The sequence below is a fragment of the Intestinibacillus sp. NTUH-41-i26 genome, assembly GCF_032769475.1.
In the GTDB taxonomy this organism is placed as follows: Bacteria; Bacillota; Clostridia; order Oscillospirales; family Butyricicoccaceae; genus Agathobaculum; species Agathobaculum ammoniilyticum.
The window spans coordinates 538,588-562,071 of record NZ_CP136477.1 but is presented as its reverse complement, the minus strand read 5'-3'; the positions used below and the strand labels follow the sequence as shown (position 1 = coordinate 562,071).

25 protein-coding genes are annotated in these 23,484 nt (G+C 64.2%); all 25 read right to left on the bottom strand.

Going from position 1 to position 23,484, the window contains the following annotated elements; genetic code table 11:
- Nucleotides 1–46: 46 nt before the first annotated feature.
- Nucleotides 47–706, bottom strand: a complete 660-nt coding sequence (locus RX717_RS02700; RefSeq protein WP_054326676.1) for a thiamine diphosphokinase — start codon at nucleotides 704–706, stop codon at nucleotides 47–49.
- Nucleotides 676–1,575: a ribosome small subunit-dependent GTPase A gene (gene rsgA, locus RX717_RS02695; protein ID WP_242977844.1), complete on the bottom strand. Its 900-nt coding sequence runs from the start codon at nucleotides 1,573–1,575 to the stop codon at nucleotides 676–678. Before rsgA ends, RX717_RS02700 begins: the two co-directional genes overlap by 31 nt.
- 17 nt (nucleotides 1,576–1,592) lie before the next feature.
- Nucleotides 1,593–3,635, bottom strand: coding sequence for a Stk1 family PASTA domain-containing Ser/Thr kinase (gene pknB, locus RX717_RS02690; RefSeq protein WP_107631032.1), 2,043 nt, complete (start codon nucleotides 3,633–3,635; stop codon nucleotides 1,593–1,595).
- Nucleotides 3,636–3,641: 6 nt separating this feature from the next.
- Nucleotides 3,642–4,394 carry a Stp1/IreP family PP2C-type Ser/Thr phosphatase gene (locus RX717_RS02685; RefSeq protein WP_054326674.1) on the bottom strand — a complete coding sequence of 251 codons (753 nt, stop codon included), beginning with the start codon at nucleotides 4,392–4,394 and terminating at the stop codon, nucleotides 3,642–3,644.
- 125 nt (nucleotides 4,395–4,519) lie between these two features.
- Nucleotides 4,520–5,566: a 23S rRNA (adenine(2503)-C(2))-methyltransferase RlmN gene (rlmN, locus tag RX717_RS02680; protein WP_054326673.1), complete on the bottom strand. Its 1,047-nt coding sequence runs from the start codon at nucleotides 5,564–5,566 to the stop codon at nucleotides 4,520–4,522.
- Nucleotides 5,563–6,912: a 16S rRNA (cytosine(967)-C(5))-methyltransferase RsmB gene (gene rsmB, locus RX717_RS02675; RefSeq protein ID WP_107631033.1), complete on the bottom strand. Its 1,350-nt coding sequence runs from the start codon at nucleotides 6,910–6,912 to the stop codon at nucleotides 5,563–5,565. Before rsmB ends, rlmN begins: the two co-directional genes overlap by 4 nt.
- A complete protein-coding gene (locus RX717_RS02670; RefSeq protein WP_054326671.1) occupies nucleotides 6,905–7,612 on the bottom strand; it encodes a zinc metallopeptidase in 708 nt (235 codons plus the stop codon). Before RX717_RS02670 ends, rsmB begins: the two co-directional genes overlap by 8 nt.
- A gap of 10 nt (nucleotides 7,613–7,622) precedes the next feature.
- Nucleotides 7,623–8,546: a methionyl-tRNA formyltransferase gene (fmt, locus tag RX717_RS02665; RefSeq protein WP_054326670.1), complete on the bottom strand. Its 924-nt coding sequence runs from the start codon at nucleotides 8,544–8,546 to the stop codon at nucleotides 7,623–7,625.
- On the bottom strand, nucleotides 8,543–9,049 hold the full coding sequence (gene def / locus RX717_RS02660; RefSeq protein ID WP_054326669.1) for a peptide deformylase: 507 nt from the start codon (nucleotides 9,047–9,049) through the stop codon (nucleotides 8,543–8,545). The genes fmt and def overlap by 4 nt, the downstream gene beginning before the upstream one ends.
- 6 nt (nucleotides 9,050–9,055) lie before the next feature.
- The gene (locus tag RX717_RS02655) at nucleotides 9,056–9,658 is read right to left on the bottom strand and encodes a GNAT family N-acetyltransferase (RefSeq protein ID WP_054326668.1); all 603 of its coding nucleotides are present in this window, start codon (nucleotides 9,656–9,658) and stop codon (nucleotides 9,056–9,058) included.
- A gap of 25 nt (nucleotides 9,659–9,683) precedes the next feature.
- A complete protein-coding gene (gene priA, locus RX717_RS02650; RefSeq protein ID WP_242977846.1) occupies nucleotides 9,684–12,137 on the bottom strand; it encodes a replication restart helicase PriA in 2,454 nt (817 codons plus the stop codon).
- A gap of 69 nt (nucleotides 12,138–12,206) precedes the next feature.
- Nucleotides 12,207–13,412, bottom strand: a complete 1,206-nt coding sequence (coaBC, locus tag RX717_RS02645; RefSeq protein ID WP_107631035.1) for a bifunctional phosphopantothenoylcysteine decarboxylase/phosphopantothenate--cysteine ligase CoaBC — start codon at nucleotides 13,410–13,412, stop codon at nucleotides 12,207–12,209.
- 3 nt (nucleotides 13,413–13,415) lie between these two features.
- On the bottom strand, nucleotides 13,416–13,805 hold the full coding sequence (gene rpoZ / locus RX717_RS02640; RefSeq protein ID WP_176564525.1) for a DNA-directed RNA polymerase subunit omega: 390 nt from the start codon (nucleotides 13,803–13,805) through the stop codon (nucleotides 13,416–13,418).
- 56 nt (nucleotides 13,806–13,861) lie between these two features.
- Nucleotides 13,862–14,422, bottom strand: a complete 561-nt coding sequence (gene gmk, locus RX717_RS02635; RefSeq protein WP_054326666.1) for a guanylate kinase — start codon at nucleotides 14,420–14,422, stop codon at nucleotides 13,862–13,864.
- Complete coding sequence (locus RX717_RS02630) at nucleotides 14,415–14,648, bottom strand: DUF370 domain-containing protein (RefSeq protein ID WP_054326781.1); 234 nt, start codon at nucleotides 14,646–14,648, stop codon at nucleotides 14,415–14,417. Before RX717_RS02630 ends, gmk begins: the two co-directional genes overlap by 8 nt.
- Before the next feature lie 55 nt (nucleotides 14,649–14,703).
- Complete coding sequence (locus RX717_RS02625; protein ID WP_107631036.1) at nucleotides 14,704–15,579, bottom strand: YicC/YloC family endoribonuclease; 876 nt, start codon at nucleotides 15,577–15,579, stop codon at nucleotides 14,704–14,706.
- A gap of 16 nt (nucleotides 15,580–15,595) precedes the next feature.
- A complete protein-coding gene (locus RX717_RS02620) occupies nucleotides 15,596–16,102 on the bottom strand; it encodes a hypothetical protein (protein WP_054326664.1) in 507 nt (168 codons plus the stop codon).
- Between the two features lies 1 nt (nucleotide 16,103).
- Nucleotides 16,104–16,715, bottom strand: a complete 612-nt coding sequence (locus RX717_RS02615) for a J domain-containing protein (RefSeq protein ID WP_107631037.1) — start codon at nucleotides 16,713–16,715, stop codon at nucleotides 16,104–16,106.
- Complete coding sequence (locus RX717_RS02610; protein ID WP_054326662.1) at nucleotides 16,702–17,586, bottom strand: DUF5685 family protein; 885 nt, start codon at nucleotides 17,584–17,586, stop codon at nucleotides 16,702–16,704. The genes RX717_RS02615 and RX717_RS02610 overlap by 14 nt, the downstream gene beginning before the upstream one ends.
- Nucleotides 17,587–17,706: 120 nt before the next feature.
- Nucleotides 17,707–18,120 carry a SoxR reducing system RseC family protein gene (locus tag RX717_RS02605; RefSeq protein WP_147574193.1) on the bottom strand — a complete coding sequence of 138 codons (414 nt, stop codon included), beginning with the start codon at nucleotides 18,118–18,120 and terminating at the stop codon, nucleotides 17,707–17,709.
- A gap of 51 nt (nucleotides 18,121–18,171) precedes the next feature.
- The gene (locus tag RX717_RS02600) at nucleotides 18,172–19,755 is read right to left on the bottom strand and encodes an NAD(P)/FAD-dependent oxidoreductase (protein ID WP_316960538.1); all 1,584 of its coding nucleotides are present in this window, start codon (nucleotides 19,753–19,755) and stop codon (nucleotides 18,172–18,174) included.
- Entirely contained in the window at nucleotides 19,752–21,098 is a 1,347-nt protein-coding gene (locus RX717_RS02595; protein WP_054326660.1) for a CdaR family protein, read from the bottom strand. Before RX717_RS02595 ends, RX717_RS02600 begins: the two co-directional genes overlap by 4 nt.
- Nucleotides 21,095–21,997 (bottom strand): diadenylate cyclase CdaA, encoded by a 903-nt coding sequence (gene cdaA, locus RX717_RS02590; protein WP_054326659.1) that lies wholly within the window; start codon nucleotides 21,995–21,997, stop codon nucleotides 21,095–21,097. Before cdaA ends, RX717_RS02595 begins: the two co-directional genes overlap by 4 nt.
- Nucleotides 21,998–22,101: 104 nt before the next feature.
- Complete coding sequence (locus RX717_RS02585; protein ID WP_107631040.1) at nucleotides 22,102–23,229, bottom strand: aminotransferase class V-fold PLP-dependent enzyme; 1,128 nt, start codon at nucleotides 23,227–23,229, stop codon at nucleotides 22,102–22,104.
- Nucleotides 23,226–23,465, bottom strand: coding sequence for a DUF3343 domain-containing protein (locus tag RX717_RS02580; protein ID WP_054327471.1), 240 nt, complete (start codon nucleotides 23,463–23,465; stop codon nucleotides 23,226–23,228). The genes RX717_RS02585 and RX717_RS02580 overlap by 4 nt, the downstream gene beginning before the upstream one ends.
- Nucleotides 23,466–23,484 lie beyond the last annotated feature (19 nt).

Below are 23,484 nucleotides of genomic sequence, written 5' to 3'. Positions count from 1 at the left end.
AAGGGATAAAAAAACCGCCCCTAGCGGCGGTTTTGGTGTGAATTTTTCACAAAACGCGCGTCCAGTCGCGCGAAAAGATCACAAGCGAGCGCCCCTCTCGAATGGTTACCGAAAAGCTGTCCGCGATTGCTTCGTTGGATATCGTGACCATTCCCGCCCTCGTGACGACCGCGTCGCGCAGCGGATACTTGGCGTTTTCGATACTTACGCCGGTCAAAACCGCGTCGAGCGGCACCAGCGAAAAATAGGCGTACTCCGGCGGCATTTTGAATTTTTGACAGCCGCCCTCATGCAAAACGATTTGATTCTGCCGGTCCAGCACTGTCAGGCGCCCACCCATCGCATACGCCTCCTCCAGCAGGGATAGGTTGGCGAGCATATGGTCGATGCGCCCGCCAGTCGCGCAGACCAGCGTCGCCTCGGTGCAGCCGCGGCGGAACACCTCGCGCAGACAGCCCTGCGTGTCCGTATCGTCTTTTTCCGGACGCAGGCGCACAACCTCGGCCCCCTCGACCTCCGGCATGGAGTCGCAGTCCGAAATCATGAAGTCCGGATGCAGGCCGAGCGCGCGGGCATGACGCAGGCCGCCGTCCGCGCAGGCGATCAGCGCGTCCGGATGCTCCTTCAGGAACGCGCGGATATAGCCGTATTCGGTTTCCGGCGCGGCCGCGAAAATCAGCGCGTGCCGCCTTTCAAAAGCTCCCATTCTTTCAGATCCTTTACACCCTCATAGAGTTTGACATAGCTCTCATGCCGGCTCTCCGCGATCTCCCCCGCCTGGACCGCCGCGCACACCGCGCAGCCCTTTTCCTTTACATGCGCGCAGCCGGTAAACCTGCACTGGCCCAAATAGGGCACGAACTCGGGAAACGCGTACTGCAGATCCTCGGCCAGCACCAGATCCATCTGTCCAGTCTCGAACGAGGAAAAGCCGGGCGTGTCCGCGATATAGCCACCACCCTCCACAGGGTGCAGCTCGACATGGCGGGTCGTATGCCGCCCCCTGCCGATACGGTCGGAGATTGCACCCACCTCTGCGCCAAAGCCGCTGTCCAGCCGGTTGAGCACGCTGGACTTGCCCACGCCGGAGTTGCCGGCGAACGCCGCTACCCTGCCGCGGATGCGGTCCTTCAGGCGGTCGATGCCCTCTCCGGTCAGCGCGCTGACGCGCAACGTTTCGATCCCGCTTTTTTCGTAAATGCGGAACAAATCGTCCCCCGGGTCCTCGTCCGTTTTGTTGATGACGACCAGCGCACCGATCCCCTTATGGACCGCGATCGCCGTTACCTTATCGATCAAAAACGGGTCGGTCACCGGCGGGGCCGCGGAGGCGACCACCGCCAGCAGGTCCAGGTTTGCGACCGCTGGACGCACTAGGCTGTTTTTGCGCGGATGGATATCGGTCAGGTAGCCCGTACCATCCTCCGGCTGGATTTCCAGCATAACCCGATCGCCAATGATCGGCTTGCCGACCGTCTTGCGGAAACGGCCGCGCGCCTTGCACTCGATCAGCCCTTCGGCCGTATCCACATAATAGAAACCGCCGATGCCCTTGAGAATGATCCCTTCGATCAAAAAATACGCCCCTTTTGTCAACTGAACGTGTAGGTGGAGGTCGATGCGTTTCCGTCAACGCTGACCGTGACCTCATGCTGCCCCGGCGTGCCTTTCACGCGGACGGTCACGCTGCCCGAATCGGTCGCATGCGTCTGGTCGTACTGCACCATACCGTCCACCGAAATGACCACATGCGCCATATCCGTGTTGTCCGGCAGCGCGACCGAAACGCTCGCGTAGCCGACCTGCGGCTCCTGCGGCTCGGGCTCGCTTCCGTTGTCCGTTTCGCCGCTGTCCGGATTATCGTCCGGCTTATCCGGCTCCCCCTCGGGCGTCTGCGTCCTGCCCTTGGAGAGCTGGATGTTGACCACGGTACCCTCGCTGACCGTGGAATCCTTTTCCACGGACTGCCAGATGACCGTGCCGGCCGCGGCATCGCTCTCAACCGGACTGACCGAGCCGAGCGCGAGACCCTTTTCCTCCAGCGCCTTCTGCGCCGCGCTCTGCGTCATGCCGAACAGGTTGGGTACCTGCGTCTCCTTTTCTTCCTTGCCGGTGCTGATATAGACGGTCAGCGTCGCGCCCCGCGCAAGCTCCTTCCCTGCGGCAGGGTCGGTTCGCGTGACCTTCCCCTTTTCCACTTCGTCCGACGGCTCCTCGGCGGTCTTGAGCGTGATATCCTCCTCCGCCAGCGCGGCCTGCACATATTCGAGCGTTTTATCCTTGAAATCGACGATCTTATAGGTGTTCTGCACATTATCGCCGCCCGCGGATACGGTAACGGTAATGATCGTACCCTTGACCGCGCTTTCGCCCGTACCCGGGTCCTGTTCCAGCACCTCGCCCACCGGCCGGTTGGATGCAACGCGCTTGTCCGCTTCCTTGATCGTGAAGTTTCCGGTCACTTCGGTATCCGCCAGGATCTCCTCGATATCACGGCCCACAAGCGCCGGAACGCTGATCTTCTGCTCCCCGTTGCCGCCCGTGAACAGCAGGATGCCCGTCACCAGCAGCGCGATCACCGCAAACACAGCCACCGCGATGCCCGCGGCCAGCCCCGGCCGCTCCGCCAAGCGTTCGAAAAAGCCTTCCGGCTCCGGCTCGGGCGCCGGTGCGCGGCGATCCCGCCCGCCTGTCCGATCGCGCTCAGGCGATACCGGCGTGCGGCGCGCCGCCTGCTGCACCTCGCGGCCCAGCACCTGCGTTTCGCCCGCCTCGTCTGGCACACAGCTGTAATGGAACTGCGCGTTCGCATCGTCTTTCAGTCGGTCCAGGTCGGCCAGAAGCTCTTCGGCCGACGTATAGCGCCTGCTGATATTCGCGCACATCGCGTGCATCACGACTTCGTCCAGCCCCTTGGGAACGTCGGGCTGCCGCTCGCTCGGCGCAAGCGGCACCGCGTTCAGGTGCTGCATAACGACCTGCAGCGCGGTTTCGCCCTCAAACGGCAGCTTGCCCGTCAGCATTTCGTACATCACGACGCCGAGCGAGTAGATATCCGTCCGGTAATCGATCTTGGAACCCTTAGCCTGTTCGGGCGAGATATAATGCACCGAGCCGATGGCCTCCTGCACGACGCGGGTCTCCTGTGTTGTAGCAAAGGAGGCAATGCCGAAGTCGGTCAGCTTGGCGGTGCCGTCCCGCAGGATAATAACGTTCTGCGGCTTGATATCCTGATGGATGATGCCGCGGGAATGGGCGTGTACCAGCGCGCGGCAGATCTGCTGCGCGAAAAACAACGCCTCCTGCCAAGGCAGATACCCTTTTTTCTGCAGGTATTCCTTGAGCGTGACGCCCTCCATCAGCTCCATGACGATATAATCCGTGCCGTTGTCGCTGCCGACATCATAAACCGACACAATATTGTGGTGCGACAGCTTGGCGACCGCCTGCGACTCGATGGAAAAGCGCTTGCGGATATCCGGATCCCTGGCATATTCGTCCTTGAGGATCTTGACCGCCACATAGCGGTTGAGCACATGGCAGCGCGCGCGGTAGACGACCGCCATTCCGCCCACGCCGACCACGTCGATGATTTCGTACCGGCCGCCGAGCAGTTTGCCGATGTATTTATCCATATGCGGTCACGCCTCCTCTCCCGCGCCGCGGGTGAACAGCGCAACGGTGATATTGTCGCGGCCGCCGCCTTCCAGCGCAAGGGTCAGCAGCGCGTCGCCCGCCAGCGCGAGCGTTTTCGCGCTGCGGATGGTCTGCGCGATCTGCGCGTCCTCTGCCATGCCGCTCAGCCCGTCCGAGCAAAGCAGCAGAACCTCGTCCTCCTTCAAGCGCACCTCGAACAGGTCGCCCTCAACGTCCGGTTCCACGCCGACCGCGCGGGTGATCAGGTTCTTCTGCGGATGGGTGCGCGCATCCGCCTCGGTGATACGGCCCTGGCGGCGCATCTCCTCCACATAGGAATGGTCCTCGGTGATCTGGCGCAGCCGTTCCCCGTCGAACAGGTAAGCGCGGCTGTCCCCCACGTTGAGGATAGTCGCCTGCTCCCCTTTGACGAGCGCCGCGACCAGCGTCGTACCCATGCCGCGGAATTCGGGCTGCCGCCCCGCCAGGGCGAACACCGTGCCGTTTGCGGCGTCGAGCGCCGCGGTCAACGCCTGCTGGCGCGTTTTTTCCCCCAGCTCACCATCCAACTGGGGCCGCACCTCCTCCACGAACACCTGCGCGGCAAAGCGGCTCGCCACGTTGCCAGCGTTCGCGCCGCCCATACCGTCGCACACCACAAGCAGCGCGGACTCGCTCGGCTCGCGCACCTCGATCTGGTAAATATCCTGGTTGGTCGGACGCACGCGCCCCTTATCGGTCAAGCCGAACCATTCCACAACAGAACACCTCCTGCGTCTTGACAGGGAGCCGCAGCCCCCGTTTACAGGGGATGCGCACGCTCCTCATCCGCATCCCCGTTCCCCGCGCCCCCGCACGGGACGCGCTTTTGCGGGCAAACCGTTTATTCTGCGCCGTCCGCCGCTGTCCGGCCAAGCTCCCTGCGCCGGAGCTGGCCGCAGGCCGCGTCGATATCCGGACCGAGCCGCCTCCTCACGGTCGCGGTCACGCCGCGGTTTTCCAGCGCCTGCTGAAAGCGGCGCACGACCTCCGGCCGCGAAGGCCGCAGCGGGCTTTCGGCCACCTCGTTAAGCGGGATCAGGTTGACATGCGCCGGCCGGCCGCGCAGCAGCTTTGCCAGCTTTTCGGCCTGCCAGATGCGGTCGGTCATATCCCGCGCCATCATGTACTCATAGGAAATACGGCGGCCGGTGGTATCGAAATAATACCGGCACGCGCGCATGAGCCGCTCGACCGGATACGCCTCGTTCACCGGCATAATGGAGGAGCGCGTCTCGTCGTCCGGCGCGTGCAGCGACACGGACAGGGTGATCTGCAGCTTCTCCCCTGCTAACCTCTCTATTTTATCAGCAATTCCGCTGGTTGACAAGGAGATATGCCGCTGTCCAATATTTACCCCCTCCGGACAGCTCACCAAATGCAGGAACCTGAGCACATTGTCGTAATTGTCCAGCGGCTCACCCGTACCCATAAGCACGATGTTGGATACCGCTTCGCCGCTGTCCTTCTGCATGAACAGAATCTCGTCCAGGATCTCGCCCGCGGACAGGTGGCGCTTAAGCCCATTCAGTCCGGACGCGCAGAACCGGCACCCCATGCGGCACCCGACCTGCGTGGAAACGCACACGGACACGCCGTGCTCATAGTGCATGAGCACGGACTCCACGCAGTCCCCGTCCCGCAGGCGCCACAGGTATTTGACCGTGCCGTCCACCTGGCTGACCTGCCTGCGCACGACCTGCGGCACGGTCAACACGAAACGCTCGGCCAGCCGCGCGCGCAGGTCCTTGGACAGGTTGGACATCTCTTCAAAGGACTCTACCCCCTGGTGGAGCCATTTGAAGATCTGTCCCGCGCGGAAGGGCTTCTCGCCCATGTCCGCCAGCGCGTTTTTCAGCTCTTCGATTGTCAGGGATTTGATTTCTGTCATGTGTTTCTCCTCAGCTTGGCAATGAAAAAGCCGTCGGTATCATGTACGGGCGGCAGCAAAGTCGCCATCCCGTCCTCCCGCGCGCCGCACACCGGATGCGCCCACGGAACAGCGGCGAAATCCGCGTTGTGCTCCAAAAAGGCGCGCACCACGTCCTCGTTTTCGCGCCGCAGGATCGTGCAGGTGGAATAGACCAGCGTGCCGCCCTGCCGCACATACCGCGCGCAGTTCTGTAAAATCGCCGCCTGCAAAGCGGGAAGCTCCTCCAGTCCAGCCGGATCCTTATAGCGGATCTCGGGCTTTTTGCGGATGATGCCGAAACCGGAGCACGGCACGTCGCACAGCACCACATCCGCCGTGCCGACCCAGTCCGCGCGCGGCGCGGCGGCGTCCTGCAGGGTGGTGCGGATGTTCGGCAGTCCGAGCCGCGCCGCACCCGCCCGGATGCGCTTGAGCTTATGTTCATAAATATCGCAGGATATGACGCTGCCCTTACCCCACATGCGTTCGGCCATGACAAAGCTTTTGCCGCCCGGCGCGGCGCAGCAGTCGAGTACGGCGTCCCCCGGCTGGGGATCGGCCACCGCGGCCGCTAACGCGCTCGCCGCGTCCTGTACGGTGATACGCCCCTCGGCGAACGCGGGCAGCGCGGCCGCATCCCCGCCGGTACACAGCAGGATCTCCGGAAAGTCGCGGTGCGGCGTAACCGTCAGCCCCGCCGCTTCCAGCTCGCGGCGGGCTGCCCCTGGCGTGGTTTTCATCGTGTTGACACGTACGGAAACCGGCGTGTCCGCGTTGTCCGCACGGCAGAGCGCCTCGGCTGTCTTCAGGCCGAACTGCGCCGACCACAGCCGTACCAGCCATTCAGGATGGCTGTACCGCAGCGCGTAATAGCTCTCCTTATCCGGACAGTCGGGCGCCGGCAGCGCGCCGGCTTCCGCGACCTGCGCCGCACGGCGCAGCACCGCGTTGACAAACGACGTCGTGCGTTCGTTCGCACGGCAGTACCGCCGCACCAGCGCGACCGTTTCGGATACCGCCGCGTGCGCGGGGATCTTGTCCAACAGGATGAGCTGGTACAGACCCATGCGCAGGCAGGCCAGCACGCGCGGCGCGATCTTTTTCAGCCGCACGCTGGAAAACTGCCGCAGGTACCAGTCGAGCAGCAGCTCGTTCTGCACCGTGCCGTAGGTGAGCCGCGCGGCCAGCGCCGCGTCTCGGCCGGCCAGCCCCGCGCGGGCGAGGTAGTGGTGCAGCGCCCCGTCCGACCACGCGCCCTCCTCCTGCATGGAAAACAGGGAAAATGCTGCAGCCTCGCGCGGGGTGCGCGGACGCTTATCAATCATGGCGGTTCCGTCCCCCGAAAATCAGCAGCAGGCGCAACAGCTGCGCGAACGATACGGCGAGCGCCGCGAAATAGGTCATTGCGGCGGCGGTCAGCGTCTTCTTTGCCATCGGATACTCGTCCTCGGTCAGCAAGCCGCCCTGCTCGATCGCGGCGAGCGCGCGGTTGGACGCGTTGACCTCAACCGGCAGGGTCACCAGCTGGAACACGGTCGACAGCGCGAACGCCCAGATGCCGAGGTCGATCAGAATGCCCGAATTCATAAACAGCCCCAGAATAATCAGCGGGAACGCGGCCATTGAGCCGAACTGCGTCACTGGAATAATGGCCGCGCGCAGACGGATGGGGAAATATCCGACCGCGTACTGCACCGCATGCCCTGCCTCGTGCGCGGCCACGCCGACCGACGCGACCGAGGTGGAGGAATACACCGCGTTCGACAGACGGATGGTGTTGGTGCGCGGGTCAAAATGGTCGGTCAGCTTGCCCGCCACCCATTCGACGCGCACGCCGGTCACGCCGTTCTGGCGTAGCACAGCCTCGGCCGCCTGCGCGCCGGTCAAGCCGCGGCGGTTAAGCACCTGCGAATACCGGTTAAACGTGCTCTTTACCCTGGCCTGCGCCCAGAATGCCAGGATGATGCAGGGTACGACCAGCACGATATAATACATATCAATCCCGTAAAAACCATAATAAGGCATAGCTACTCCTTTATCTGCCTAAAAAGTTTCCCTTCTCCACCGCATGACCGCGCAGGAAATCCGCGCATCCCATGCGTTTGCCGCCAACGGGCTGGATCTCGGTCAGCCGGAGCGCGCCCTCGCCACACGCAACGGTGAGGCCCTTTTTCGGGTCGCTTTCCAGCACCTCGCCCGGCCGGCCGTGTCCGGAAACCGGCTCGGCGGCGTATACCTTGAGCCGCGCGCCCGCGAGCGTGGTCAGCGCGACCGGCCAGGGGTTGAGCCCGCGGATCAGGCAGTCCACGGCGCGCGCGGGCTTGGTCCAGTCGATCACCGCCATCTGCTTATCCAGCATATGCGCATAGCAGCTTCGGCTGTCGTCCTGCGGGACGGGTGTGATACGGTCCAGCCGCTCCAGCGTCTCGATCAGCAGCGCCGCGCCCGCCTGTGCCAGCCGGTCGAACAGCTCGCCCGCGGTCTCCCGCGCGCCGATCGGTGTCTCATAGGTCAGCAGCATACCGCCGGTATCCAGCCCCTCGGCCATCTGCATGGTGGTCACACCGGCCTTTTCGTCGCCCGCGATGACCGACCACTGGATAGGCGCCGCACCGCGCCAGCGCGGCAGCAGCGAGCCGTGTACGTTGATGCACCCGCGCGGCGGGATGTCCAGCACTGCCCGCGGCAGCAGCTTGCCGTACGCCACCACGATGACCGCCTCCGGCGCGAGCGCGCGCAGCCGTTCCTGCTCGTCCTCGTTTTTCAGCGTCGCGGGCTGGCAGACCGGAATACCGCGCGCGAGCGCCAGCTCCTTGACCGGCGGCGCGGTCAGTACCTGCCTGCGGCCCTGCGGCTTATCCGGCTGGGTATACACCGCGCACACCTCATGCCCCGCGTCGAGCAATGCACGCAGGCTCGGCACGGCGAAATCCGGCGTGCCCATAAACACAAGCCTCATTCCGGCTCGCCCTCTTCCCCGTCTTCGCGCTGCAGCTCCTCGATGTCCACATACTCCTCCACCTTTTCGGTGAACAGATGTCCGTCCAGATGCTCGGTCTCATGGCAGAAGCACTGGGCAACGATGCCCTCGCCCTCGCGCTCGAACCAGTTGCCGTCGCGGTCCTGCGCGCGGATCCTGGCCCAGGTCGGGCGGGTGACGTAGCCGTACACGCCCGGCACGGACAGGCAGCCCTCCACGATGCGCTGCTCGCCGCTCTGCTCAACCACCTCGGGGTTGACCAGCTCGACCATCTCTTCCGGCTCCTGGTTCACGTCCAGCAGCACGACCACGCGGCGCAGCACGCCGACCTGCGGCGCAGCCAGCCCCACGCCGCCCGAATTCTCGAGCGTTTCGCGCATATCGTCGATCAGGGTATGCAGGCGCGCGTCGAACTTTTCCACCTTGCGGCTGCGCTTCAAAAGCTGCTCGTCGCCCTGCGTCAGAATTTTACGAAGTGCCATAGCGTTTCATTCCTCCATATTCAGCATTTCCGTGTAGCGTTGCAAACATTCCTGTATCTTCTTTTCGTCCAGCAACGGGAAAGCGATCACCGGTTCGGGCGCGCCCGCGCCGCCGAGACGCTTTTCAAACCAGCCGACATCATGCCATGTGCCAGCCTTCCAGCCCGACGCGCGCCATATCCCCGCGTCCACAAAGCCAAGCTTTCTGTGCAGCCGCTCGCTTTTTTCATTCGGCAGCGTGACGCAGCCGTACAGGCCGCGCAAATGCTGCAGCCCAAGCAGCTCGATCAGGCAGCGGTACAGCATAGTACCCAGCCCTTTCCCCTGCATCCCGCGCGCCAGATATACGGACAGTTCGGCGGCCCAGTCGTATGCCGCCCGCTCGCGCAGGCGGTGCGCATAGGCATAGCCCGCGATTTCCCCCGCCCGCTCGCACACCAGATAGGGGTACCAGGCGGATATCTCCCGTACCCGCGCGGCGAATTCCTCCGCCGTGGGTACGTCATATTCAAAGGTTACGGCCGTATCCGTGATGTACGGCGTGTAAATATCCAGCAGCGCGGCCGCGTCCTGTGGCGCTGACAGCCGGATGGTCCATTGTTGTTCCATAATCGTTTCTCTCCTGCGCGGCGTGCTACAAGTCCGGATTTTCATCCGCAAACACGGTCACGCCGCGGTTTTTGCTGTCAAGCAGGAATTCGCGCAGCACGCCCGCGATCAGCGAGCGCCACCGCGCGGTGTTCCTCGCGCGCATGGTCAGGTGATAGCGGTAGCGCCCCATCACCCGCACCACCTGCGCCGCCGCCGGCCCCAGCACCGGTGCCTTTACATCTGCGTACTGCCCTTCCATCAGGCTTTGCAGGCGGGCCTTGAGGGCGAGCAGGCTTTTCAACACCTGCTGCTCGACCTCACCCGCCGCGGTCAGCACGGTCAGGTCGCATACCGGCGGACACCGCAGCGCCTGGCGGGTTTCCAGCTCGCGCTCGAAAAACGCCTCATAATCCTGCCGCGCTGCAGCCAGGATGACCGGATGCGTGGGGCTGTAAGTCTGAATGACCGCCTTTCCGGTATCGAACCGCCGTCCCGCGCGCCCCACCACCTGCGTGATGAGCGAAAACGTGCGCTCACGCGCGCGGTAATCCTGCGCATACAGGCTCTGGTCCGCGTCCAGCACGCCGACCAGCGTGACGTTTTCAAAATCCAGCCCCTTGGTCACCATCTGGGTGCCGAGCAGGATATCCGCCTCGCCCTTGGCGAACTGCGCAAGCAGCTTTTCATGTGCGCCCTTGGTGTGCATGGTGTCCGCGTCCATACGCAGCACGCGCGCGGCTGGGAATTTCTCATGCAGCTCCTGCTCAACTTTCTGCGTGCCGGGCGTTTCGGTAAACAGGCTTTCCCCGCCGCAGGCCGGACACCTTCCGGTGATCCTGACCGACGCCCCGCAGTAATGACACATCGCCCGTCCGGAGGCCGAATGATAGGTCATGCTGGTTGAACAGGACGGGCATTCCGGAACCCAGCCGCAGATCGCGCAGCCGATCACGCGGCTGTTGCCGCGCCGGTTGAGGAACAGGATCGCCTGCTTTCCCCGCCCGAGCGCGCCGATCAGCTCGCTTTCCAACTGCGGACCGATCACGCCCTCCCGTCCCTCTCGGGCCAGGCCGCGCATATCGGCGATCAGCACATCCGGCAGCCCCGCGCCGAGGAACCGCTCGCTGAGTGTAAACACCGGATATTTCCCCTGCTGGGAGCCGTAATAGGTCTCGACCGACGGGGTCGCGGAGCCGAATACGAGCAGCGCGTTCTCCTGCGCGGCGCGGTACTTGGCTACGTCCCGCGCGTGGTAGCGCGGGGACTGCTCGGACCGGTACGCCCCGTCCTGCTCCTCGTCGATAATCAGGATGCCGAGGTCTTTCACCGGCGCGAACACCGCCGACCGCGTGCCGATCACCACGCGCGCGCGGCCGGACTGTATCTTTTTGAAGCTGTCGTACCGCTCTCCGACCGAAAGCGCGGAATGCAGCACCGCAACCTCATCCCCGAACTGAGCCGCAAACTGGCGCAATACCTGCGGCGTCAGCCCGATTTCAGGCACCAGCACGATCGCGCCGCGTCCCTGCCCCAGCGCTCTGGCAATCAGCTTCAGGTAAACCTGCGTCTTGCCGCTCCCCGTTACGCCGAACAGCAGCGCGGCGCGCGGCGTCCTTTCGTCCAGAAGCGCGGCAAGCCCGTCGAACGCCTGCTGCTGCTGCGTGCTTAGCACCGGCGGCGCGGCTTTCGGCACCTCGGAAAAATCCGGCGCGCGCAGCCGCTCCTCGTGCCGCATACGCAGCAGCCCTTTTTTGACCATATCGCGCAGCGCGGCGTCGGATACGCCCGTCATGTAGCAAAGCTCTTTCCAGCTCATCCAGCCGCCATCCGCAAGGATGGACACCACATCCAGCCGCGCGGGGCTACGCCGGCCGATCCGAGCCGCCGCAGCGCCGGCCTCCACGTCCAGGGAAAGCATCCGTTCGGTCTTATCGCCCGACCGCTGGGCGGTATTGCTGCGATAGGTCAGCACGCCCTCGCCTGCCAGCGCGTCCAGCACACGGGTCATGCTTCTGCCGCCCAGCCGCTGCCGGATATCCGAGGCCGCAAGCGTCTGCCCCGGCCGGTCGAACAGCGCGAGCACCGCGCCCGCCTCGCCTTCGCGCGCCCGCAGCGCGGCAAGGTCGGCATCCGGCGCAAGCGTGTAGGTTTCGTTCCGCTTGAACCACAGCCCGGCGGGCAGCATGACGCGCACACAGTCGAAATAGGTGCAGTACAGCCGCTCACGCATCCACGCGGCCAGCTTGAGCTGCCGCGCGTCCAGCACCGGCGCGTCGTCCAGCACCTCCACCACGGGCTTGAGCGGATGCCCGCCGTCGTCCTTCCGGAACGCGAGTACGACCGCTTCCGCCCGTTTATTGCCAAAGCCGAACGGCACGAGAACACGGGTGCCAATCCGCACCTGTTCCCGCAGCTCGTCCGGCACACGGTAGGAATATAGCTTGTCGATCGCATAGGTCGCCGCATCCACGGCGACCGCGCAGATTTTTTCCGCCAATGGATACGCCTCCTTATGCGCCTGATATCCGCCATGCGGGGACACGCATCCCATCCCCGCGGCGGGCGATCACGCCCGCGCCTGCCGCATCGCGAGCAGCCGGTCCAAAATCACGTCCGCGAGCGCTTCCTTGCTCATCAGAGGCGGGGTCTCGCGCCGCCCATCCGCAAACAGGAGCGTCGCGACGTTGGTATCCGTGCCGAAGCCCGCACCCGCGTCGCGCAGGGAGTTGGCCACCAACATATCGCAGTTTTTCCGCCGCAGCTTCTCCGCGGCGTTCTCCAACAGGCTCTGGGTTTCCATCGCGAAGCCGCAGAGCAACTGCCCGGGGCGCTTTTTACGCCCCAGCTCGGCCAGGATGTCCGGATTGCGCGCCAACGCGAGCGTCAGCTCCCCCTCGCCCTTCTTGAGCTTTTCCGCCGCGGTCTCCGCGGGGCGATAATCCCCCACCGCGGCCGCCTTGACGATCATATCCTGCTCCGCCGCGCGGGATACGACCGCGTCGTACATTTCGCACGCTGAAACCACATCCACCCGCTGAACGCCCGCCGGCGTGTCAAGCGCGGTCGGTCCGGAAACCAGCGTTGTCTCCGCGCCGCGCAGCGCCGCGCGCGCCGCTACCGCGTAGCCCATCTTGCCCGTGGAGTGGTTGGACAGGAAACGAACCGGATCCATCGCCTCCTGCGTCGGTCCAGCGGTGACCAGCACGAGCCGCCCCGCGAGATCCTGCGGGGTGAGCGCTTTTTCAATGCCCCAGAGCAGCGCGGGCGTGTCCGGCAGCTTGCCGCGGCCGGTGTCGCCACAGGCGAGATGGCCCGCCGCCGGATCGATGATATGGAAGCCCCGTTCGCGCAGCGTCCGCAGGTTCTGCTGCGTGACCGGATTATCGTACATGCCCGTATTCATTGCGGGCGCTACCACGACCGGCGCGCGGGTCGCCAGAAGCGTCGTCGTCACCATATCATCCGCGATGCCGTGCGCGGCCTTGGCAATGACGTTTGCGGTCGCGGGCGCGATCACAAACACATCCGCCGCCTTGGCCAGCGAGATATGCTCGACCTCCCACGCGAAGCTGCGATCGAACGTATCCACGACCGTCCGGTAGCCGGACAGGGTTTCAAACGTCATGGGAGCGATAAACTGCGTGGCCGACTCGGTCATCAGCACGCGCACCTGCGCGCCGGCCTGCCGCAGCTTGCTGGTCAGGTCGGCGGCCTTATACGCCGCGATGCCGCCGGTCACGCACAGAACTACGGTCTTTCCGCTCACGCGCATGGCTTACCGGTCCTCTTCCGGTACGTCGCCGTCGTCCAGCTCATGGTCGTCGAACTCGTCGAGGCGGCGGTCATCCTCCTCCTCGTCCTCCTCACGCTCGGCGCCTTCCTCGTCCTCGTCTTCGTCCAGATCGATCGAATCGTCCACATCCACCATCGCAGCCGCGATCGCGTTGTTCTTGACGATGACCGGCGCAGTGCGCGGTCCTGGGCGGTACACTACTTCCCCTGCGGCGATCTCGTCCAGCGCCAGCTTGACCGCCTTATCGGAAAGCTGCTCGCCCGTTTCCTCTGCCTGGTCAGCGATATCGCGAGCGCGCTGCGCCGCGAGGTTGACCAGCAGATAGCGGTTGCCCACACGTTTCATCAATTCCTGCATCGAAGGTTTCAGCATTGTAATCCATTCTCCTTATATTACCCTTTGTATTATTTATGCTCATGATCTGCGCGTTATGTACGCCGCGCCGCCAGAATGCCCTGCAGCTCGCGCACCGCGCGGTCGATCTCGTCATTGACGACGACATAATCGAACCTGTCCCTGCTTTTCAGTTCCTCTTTCGCGGTTTCCAGGCGCTTTCGCACCTTTTCCTCGTCCTCTGTGCCGCGTCCGCGCAGCCGCGCGGCCAGCTCCTCGAACGACGGGGGCGCGATAAACACCATCACCGCGTCCGGACGCTTCTGATGCACCTGCATCGCGCCCTGCACCTCGATCTCCAGAATCACATCGTACCCCTCGGCCAGCTTTTCGTTGACCGGCGCTTCGAGTGTGCCGTAATAATTATCCACATATCGGGCGTGCTCCAGAAAAGCGTTCTGCGCTATCTTCCGCTCAAAATCCGCGCGGGTCAGGAAGTAGTACTGCACCCCGTCCGTTTCGCCCGAGCGCGGCGCGCGCGTGGTCGCGGAGATCGAATAAAACAGGCGGTCATCCTCGGCCATCAGACGGGAAAGCAGCGTACCCTTTCCCGCTCCGGAAGGGCCGGTAAACACATACAGAGTACCCTTATTCATCCTCGCTCCCCCCTTCCTCGCTGTCGCCCGCGAAGCGCGCGGCAACGGTTTCCGGCTGCAGGGCGGACAGGACCACATGGTCGCTGTCCATAATGAGCACGGCGCGGGTCCGGCGGCCGTAGGTGCCGTCGATCACCATGCCGCGGTCGCGCGCCTCCTGTATAGTGCGCTTGACCGGCGCGGACTCCGGACTGACGATCGCGATCAGCCGCGAAGATGCGACCATATTTCCAAAACCGATATTGATGAGCTTCACCCGCGCTGCCCCCTTTTATGACCTTTTACTCAATATTCTGTATCTGCTCGCGTATCTTCTCGATCTCGCTTTTGATATCCACCACGATGCGCGCCATCTCTACATCGTTCGCCTTGGAACCGATCGTATTGGCCTCGCGGTTCATCTCCTGCACAAGGAAGTCCAGCTTGCGGCCCACCGGCTGCGTTTCGCGCAGCATGGCGTCAAGCTGGTGCAGATGGCTGCGCAGGCGGACGGTCTCCTCATCCACCGCGGTCTTGTCGGCATAGACCGCCGCCTCGGTCAGGATGCGCGTCTCGTCGATGCTGGTGTCCGCCAGCACCTCCTGCATGCGCGCGAGCAGCTTTTCCCGATATTCGCGCACGCGCTCCGGTGAGCGGGCCTCCACCTCGCCCACCATGCGCCCGATGGCCGCGCAACGGCCTTTGACATCCTCCGCGAGCTTTTCGCCCTCGCGCAGGCGCATCTCATCAAAGCCGGCGCAGGCCTTTTCAAACACGGCGGTCACGTCGCGGATCATGGCGTCCGCGTCCTGCTCGATGCGTTCGGAGCCTAAAACGTCGGGCATTTTGGCCAGACTCGTCACGGTCACGTCATCCCGCAGGCCGTATTTGTCCGCGATCTCATGCAGGGCTTCCAGATAACGCTCGGCCAGCGCATGATTGACCGTAACGGCCACATCGCCGCCCTCCTGCACCTCGACGCCCACAAACACCTCAACCTTGCCGCGCGAGATGCGCGACGCGGCTGCTTTTTTTACTGCTTCATCCAGAAAGCCGTACTGACGCGGCGCCTTGACCGTGCAGTCCAGATAGCGGTGATTGACCGCGCGCAGCTCGACCGTGATCGTTTTCCCGTCCAGTTGTTCCCTGGCACGGCCATAGCCGGTCATACTCTTCATGTTACGTTCCCTCTTTTCAGTCGGGCGGCAGGCTTCTGCGCAACAAGGCGATCAGCCGTGACAACGCCACATCATACATCAAAAATACAGCATTGGCCGCAAACCACAATGCCGCGACCCAACCCAGGCCAGTGACGGCAAGCTGTGGAACAAACACGAACACGGCCAGCGCGGCCGCCGCCAGCAGCATAAGGTTAAAATAAGCAAGCTTAATACCCATCTGCATGCGGCGAGGCGCATAGCACTCGACCCAGTATTTTATGATGGGGTACAGCCCACAGAACAGTACATAAGCTGCCGCTACACTTTTTCGCGGCACCAGCAGCAAGCTGAGCACCGAAACCGCCAGATACAGCAGTACCGCGAGACGAACCCGCGCATGACGGATCAGTGGAACCGCGCTCGTCACACCCGCGGCGATGCAGGCCGCAACCGCGGCATAGGGCGATACCCCGCCCAGATAAAGCAACACGAACGCGACCGCCGCGAGTAGGCCGCCCCGTGCAATATCCCGCGCTCCCATATCAGCAGCCCGCGTTGCAGCACATGTTCATACAGCAGTTGCAAATCGCCAGCTGCATACACATATCGCACATGTTGGCCTCCTGCATGGGCCGGTAGCCGCCATAGCCGCCCGACATGTTCAGATTGTTGAGCGCCGTGCGGTACTCCATGTTAGAGGGGTCCATCTGGCAGGCCTGCGTATAGGCGCGCATCGCCTCGTCATACCAGCCCTTGCGGTAATAGACCGTACCCATCAGGTAGAACCACTCCGCGTCCCGCGCGCTCGACCGCTGCAGCAGCTGTTCGGCCAGGCCCAGGTTGCCCTGGTTGATCGCCTGCCGCACCTGGCTGTACAACGCCGCGTTCGCGCCGGAATACGCGTGCTGCTGGCCGCCGCCATACTGTTGCCCGCCGTATTGCTGGCCGCCCGCGCCGCCGGCTTTGCCCGACCGCTCGTTCATAATCATGTCGTAGGCTTCGTTGATCTCTTTCATACGCGCCTCGGCAAGGTCGGCCAGCGGGTTATTGATATAATTGTCCGGGTGATATTTGCGCGCCAACTCCCGATATGCGCGCTTGACGTCGTCGTCGCTTGTCTGTGGCGTGACGCCCAGCACTTTATAGGGATCCATGTTTGCCCCATCCTCCGTTCGTTTGGTACGTTCCGTCGAGCACCTGTCGCGTGACGAGCGGCATACCGAGAAAAATAATATTGCGGATCAGCTCCGCGTCGCGCTGCGCGTCCAGCAGGTCGAACGCCATGCAGACGTCAGCGAGGGAGCGTTCGAGCGTCCGCTCGAGCGCATCCTTTATCTCTGTCAAATCCGGCGTGCGCAGGTCATAGCGCAGCACCACCGGATTGTAATTGCCCTGTTCCAGATCCTCCGCCACGTCCTGCGCGGCGTCGAGCAGGTATACCCACCGCCCGATATGGTAAAACATCTGCCGCAGCACGCGCTCGCGCGCGTCCCCCGTGCGGGGGACCACAGCCGCGGTCATGCGCGCCGAGGCGTCCGCCGCGCGATCCATGGACGGGCATTTTTCGCGCTCTATCGCCTGCAGGTCGTCCAGCGCCGCCACGATCTCGCGGTCCGCGTCCGGCAGACGCGCGCGCGCCCTTTGATAGCCGCGCTTCCCCAGGCCGCACAGCAGCCATGCCAGCAGCCGCTTCGCGCCCTTTTCATCCGCCAAGCTGTCTCGGAATTTATGATAGGAGAGCAGCACGCTCACATCGGCCGCAAGCGCAAGCGCGTCGTCGGGTGCGGCGCAGGGGCGCTTGAGCAGCGGATGCGCGTCGCACCGCTTCCTGCAGGGCGGCGGCGTCCCCTCCCGCTCCGCTCCGGCAACAAGGACGAAGAACGTCATGTCGTAGCTCAGGAACAGCGTATAGAACCGGCCGTACCGCGCACGGATCGCATGGCATAGGCCGCAGTATACCTGCTGGAACCGGTCGGCCTCCCTGACCCGCAGCTCGGATTTGACCGGACGGATAAAGCCAAACATCACAAAACCCTTTCGCGCCGCGTGCTGCGCGCACGCTTTTCACATTTAATCTATTTTACCGGACTTTTTCCGATAAGACAAGAGATAAGCGCAGGAAAGCCGGAAAAATTCACAATTTATTCAAAGCCGCTGGGTGATTGCGAACGGTACGTCGTTCTTTTTCTTCATTTGGCGGCTGTACCACATCGCGCCGAGTATACCCAGTGCGAACAGGAGTCCGCCGCAGATTGCGGCCTGCGCCGCGCCGCCTCCCAGCACGCTTCCCGCCCCGTAGCCGATGAAAAACAGCACGACCGGCAGCAGGTAGACCAGCACCGCGATGCCCAGCACGCGGCCGGTTTCGCCCTCCAGCAGCACGCGGTCGCCCACCTGCGCCGCCACGCCGTTGAACGCAGTCACATACAGGGTTTGTGTCTCCAGACCGCCGCAGCCGCCGCATTTGGCGCAGTCATGCCCGCACGCCGACCGGCGTGTCACCTCCACCTCGGCCATACGGCCGGGCAATAGTTTTTTTATCGTTCCCTGTTGGGTCAATGTTATCGCTCCGTTCTGAAAAATATTGCTCCTGCGCGCCGCGGCGCGCGCTCAATCCATAATTGGCCGAAATTCCTCCATGATGCGGTGCGCGGCCCGTATGCCGTCCACTGCGGCGGACATGATGCCGCCCGCGTAGCCCGCACCCTCGCCGCAGGGGATAAGCCCCGCACAGCCGCGGCCGAACAGGTCGTCCCCGCGCGTCATACGCACGGGAGATGAAGTCCGCGTCTCCGGTCCGGTCAGCAGCGCGTCCGGCGCGTCAAAGCCGCGCAGCTTCCCGCCAAAAAAAGGCAGGCTGCCGCGCAGCATATCCTGTGCAAACGCGGGCAGGCTTGCCGTAGCCGCGCTGTACTCTACCCCTATGGGATAGCTGGGCCGCACCGCGCCTGCGGCCTTGCTCGGCTTACCGGCAAGGAAGTCCCCCACGCGCTGGCAGGGCGCGCGGTACGAGCCGGTCTGCGCGAAAGCCGCGCGTTCGATCTGCCGCTGGAGCGACACGCCGCCGAACGGCGTGCCGTCATCATAGTCTTTGGGGTCGACCGACACTGCGATTGCCGCATTAGCGTTCTTCCCGCTACGCTCATGATAGCTCATGCCGTTGGTAACGACCGTGTGTTCCTCGCTCTGCGCCGCGACGACTACGCCGCCCGGACACATGCAGAACGTGTAGCAGGCCCGTCCGCCCGCCCGTCGGGAAAGGTTGTATTCCGCGGGCGGCAGCAGCGGATGCCCCGCATATTTCCCGTACAGCGCGCGGTCGATCTCGCTTTGCAGATGCTCGATGCGCACGCCGACCGAAAACGCCTTTGGTTCAAAGTATACCCCGTTTTGATGCAGCGCAACAAACGTATCGCGCGCCGAGTGGCCGACCGCCAGCACCGCGCGCTCGCACGCGACCTCGCCGCCGGCCGCGCGGATGGCGCGCAGCGCGCCGTTCTGCACATCCACGCCAGTCAGCGGGGTCCGAAAGCGCACCTCCCCGCCGTTCCTCACGATCTCCCGCCGCATGGAGCGCACAACGTCTTTCAGGATGTCCGTACCCACATGGGGCTTGGCCTTTTTGACAATATCCTCCGGCGCGCCGTGCGCGGCGAGCGTTTTCAGCACCTCGTCGCACAGTGGATCGCCGATGCGGGTGGTCAGCTTACCGTCCGAATAGGCGCCCGCGCCGCCCTCCCCGAACTGGATATTGCAGTCCAGATCGAGCGCGCCGCCCTTCCAGAACGCCTGCACCGCGCGGTCGCGCGCGTCCAGGTCGCCGCCGCGCTCCAGCACCAGCGGCTCGTAGCCGTGCCTGGACAGCGTATAGGCCGCGAACAGGCCCGCCGGCCCCAGGCCGACGACCACCGGCCGGTGCCGCAGCCGCTTCTTGCCGCGCGGAACGGCCGCTTTTTCATCGGGCTTATAACGCACGAAGGGCATTTGCAGCTTTTCTGCAAATGCCTTTTCGTCCACGGGCGCGTCTAGGCGCACCGTATATACGCGGAAGATCCGCCCGCGCCGCGCGTCGATGCTCACGCGGGACACCGCCGCCTGCGCCTCGTCCAAGCCGGTCAGCCGCCGCGCCTGCGCGAGCGCGAGCGCCTCCGGCTCGTCAAACGGCAGGCGGATATTGCTTACCAGAATGCTCACGCGCCGTCCCCGCTTTCCTCTGGGTAGACCGCATCCGACGGGGCGGCTCCCGCCGCGGCGTCCCCGTCCGTACCGCCGGAGCCGTTGTCCACAATCTCGATCTCAACCTCCACGTCCTCTTCCACCACGGTCACGCCGGCCGGCAGGCTGGTCGCGGCGACCACGCCCTTGACCGTATGCCTGCCCGCGCCGAGCGAATCCGAATCAAAGGTCAAACCGATCGAAAAGCCGTCGGTATCCACCTGGTCGAGCGCGCTCTCCGTGCCGCGCAGCTCGATCTCCACCGATCCGGTCAGTACGTTGACCGTGTAAGGCGTCTGCTCCTGCGAGGTATCGTTCGGGGCGAACTGCGTGACTTGGACCTTGCGTGTCGCAATGCCGTCGGTTTCGTCCGCCACAGTGATGGTCACGCTGGCGGTAGAGGGCTGTCCCTCGTCCAGCCGGACGTTGTCCGGCAGCTTGATATCCATTTGGATGGGCACGTCTGTCCGGACGCTGTCCAGATCGATCTCGCCCAGGCTGATCTCGGTCAGCTCCGCAAGCGTGTTCTGGTCGCCGAGGACCTTGACGCTCTGCGGGCTGATGGACGCGCGCACCTGGCTGCCCTTGAGCGTCTCGCCGTCCTTGAGCGTAACGGTCAGCGGGATGGTCTCGATCGGGTAAAGCGGCACGCGCACATTGACCGTATCCGTCTGGCAGGTCACATGCGTCCCCGTAATCGGGACGCCGGCGTCGTTATACAGGGCGATCGAGCACTCACCGGTGACGGTCAGGCTCTCGCCCTCCACGCTGATCGTCGCATAGGCGTAAGCGACCTCTTTCAGCTCGGCCTCCGGCCCCTCGACCGTTACCGACTCGGTCGTCGTGGGTACCGCCTTGCCCGCGCGGTACCCCTCCGCGGGCGTGCCGGTCACGTCGATGCGGACCGGCACGCTGACCGTGGTCACCTTATCAACCAGCACGCTCACGCTCACCGGATTGGCCCGCACCGGATCGATGTCCGCGCTGCTGACCGCAACCTGCACGGGCCGGTTATACTCGCCCGCCCCGTCGGTGATTGAGGATACGTCGACCGTGGCCGTGATCTTGCGCCGCAGCGTTGGGTCGGTTACCTCGTTGTTTCGCCCCTCCACGACCACATCCACGGTCGCGGTGCTTTCGATCACCGACAGGCCCTGGCTCGCCAGCAGTTCTTCCTCACCGGTAATGGTAACCGGGATGTCCCGAAAGGTATTCTGCTTGACCGGATTATCCGCGTCGCGCACGATGATCCACAGGACGAACGCGAGCAGCAGGGACAGCAGGCGCAGCCAGACGTCATGCTTTTTCAGGAATTGCCTCACTTGCCCGCGCCCCCCTTCCAGATGTTGCGGAGCGCTGTCAGCCGGTTCTTTTCCGGCTTTTCCTCAGTGAGCAGCTCGCTTTCCAGCACTTTTTTCAGCACCTCGGGTGACAGATGGCGCTTGAGCATGCCGCCGATCGCCACCGAGATCGCGCCCGTTTCCTCCGAAACGACGACCAGCACGCTGTCCGAGGACTCGCTCATGCCAACCGCCGCGCGGTGGCGCGTACCCAGGTCGCGGGACAGGTTCTGGCTGCCCGAAAGCGGCAGCACGCAGCCCGCGGCGCAGATGCGGCCGTCGCGCATGATCAGCGCGCCGTCATGCAGCGGGCTGTTCTTGAAAAAGATGTTTTTGAGCAGCTCGGGCGAGGGATCGGCGTCCAGCAGGGTGCCAGTCGCGACGATCTCGCCGAGGCGCTCCCGCCGTTCGAACACGATCAGCACGCCGGTCCGGCTTCTGGACATATCCGCGCAGGCGGCGACCGTCGCGCCGATGGCCTCCTCGATCTCGTCCTTGTTGTCCGCCGGCGTGAGCAGGCGGCTCAGGTTGCCCTTGCCGAGCTGCTCGAGCAGACGCCGCAGCTCGGGCTGGAAAATCACGATCACGGCGAACACGCCGATGCCCAGCGAATTGCGCAGGATAAACGAAATCGTGGTCAGTCCCGCCACGCTGGCGAGCAACATGACCAGCAGCAGCACGATGATGCCCTTGACCAGCCGCGCCGCGCTTGTATCCTTGAGCAGCTTCATCACGCGGTAAATGATATACGCGACGATCAAAACGTCGACCACGTCCATCAGGCCCGCTGTCTGAAGCGAGTTTACGCTGCTTCGCAGCGAGGACAGCAAATCGAAATTCTGGAACGCCGCTGTATTGAAAATATTTTGGAAAGTCTCCATAAAGCCACCTGTCCTGTGATTTTTCATTCCTCCGCACAGCAGGGGAGACGCGGGGTTTCAACATTACCTATACTACCACAATTCGCTTCCCCTGTATAGCGTATTCACAGATTTTTTACGGTTTTGCACAGCAAATCAGCCGCATGCTCCGCCGTGCGCGCGGTCGAATAAAAGGAGAAAGAGAAGCGCACGGTGCCGGTTTCCTCCGTGCCGGCCGTGCGGTGCGCGAGCGGCGCGCAGTGCAGGCCCGCGCGCACCGCGACCTGCCGCCGCGCCAGCTCCTCCGCCACGGTCTCGCAGGGCATCCCCCGCACCCGCAGCGACAGCACGCCGGTCTGCGGCGCGCCGGAAAAGCATTCGATCCGCTCCTCCCGCTCCAGCGCGCGCACAAACTCACGCCGGAGCGCCTGTTCATGCGCGAGGATGTTCTCTGGGCCGACCGCGCGCACAAACGCGATGCCCGCCGCAAGCCCCGCGATACCCGGCACATTGGGCGTGCCGCTCTCCAGCGCGTCCGGTAGGAAATCCGGCTGCCGCGGCTCTTCCGACAGGCTGCCCGTGCCGCCCGCCATCAGCGGCGCGGCCGTGATACGGTCGTCGAGCGCGAGCAGGATGCCCGTACCCTGCGGCCCGTACAGTCCCTTGTGGCCGGGCATGCACACTGCGGCAAGACAGGGATGGCGGCGCACGTCGATCCCGACCATACCGGCGGACTGGGACGCGTCGAGAATCAGCGGCACGCCCGCCGCATCCAGCAGCGCGGCGATCCCGTCGAGCGGCGCGGCAAAGCCAAACACATTGGACACATGGTTGAGGATGAACAGCTCCGTCCCCGCAGCCAGCGCTTCCCGCGCTTTCCGTTCCATCCCCGCGGCGTCCCAGAGCGGGGCGTCGAGCACGGCCGGCTCGATCCCGCGCAGCGTGAGCGGCCGCATGACCGCGTTGTGCTCATATCCGCCGACTGCGATCCGCATGCCCGGCTTCGCCAGCGCGTGAATAGCCAGATTGAGCGCGTGCGTGGCGTTCATCGTGAACACGACGCGCGCCGGATCGCGCACGCCGAACAGCGCCGCCGCCTGCTCGCGGCAGCCGTATACCAGCTCGCCCGCGCGCGCCGCCGCCGCGTAGCCGCCCCGCGCGTAGCCTGCCGCCGCGTGCATCGCGCGGCGCACCGCCTCATCCACCGCGCGCGGCTTATACAGCGTCGTCGCGGCGTTATCCAGATAGATCATGCGCCGCCCCCCTCGTCCGGCATGACGCGGCACGGCGAAAGCCCTAGCTGCCGCAGGCGGCGCACCGCCTCGTCCGCCTGCGACGCCCCGACGCGCACCGCCCAGCCGCACGACTCAGTCCGCTCGTGCCGCGGCGGCCGCGCGACCTCGCCCGGCACGCCCATCTGACCCAGATGGCGCCGCAGCCCGATCGCTTCCGTTTGGCTGCGGCATATCAAAAGCGCATATTGGCTCATTGTTTGTCTCTCCCTCCAA